Consider the following 223-nt stretch of genomic DNA (forward strand, 5'->3'; position numbering starts at 1 on the left):
GGATGGCATTATGAGCTTTATTCCCAAAGCTGAATACAGTGAAACTAAGGCTGCTTATATCATTTTGGAATCTATTCTGGAGCAATCGATCCTGCACTTAAGCAACTCTATGCCAGTTCGTTATGCTGATTTATTTGGAGTAAAAAATAATATTAAGATTTATGCAAACCGAGGCACAAGTGGAATCGACGGTTGTACTTCTACCACGGTGGGAACAAGCCTG

Annotated in this window: 1 pseudogene; it reads left to right on the forward strand. The window is 39.9% G+C overall.

Annotated elements, in window-relative coordinates:
- Positions 1-223, forward strand: a pseudogene (locus ACXAH9_RS17225) (2-succinyl-5-enolpyruvyl-6-hydroxy-3-cyclohexene-1-carboxylic-acid synthase); the annotation flags it as partial.

The sequence above is a fragment of the Ekhidna sp. ABH4_415 genome (assembly GCF_056161305.1).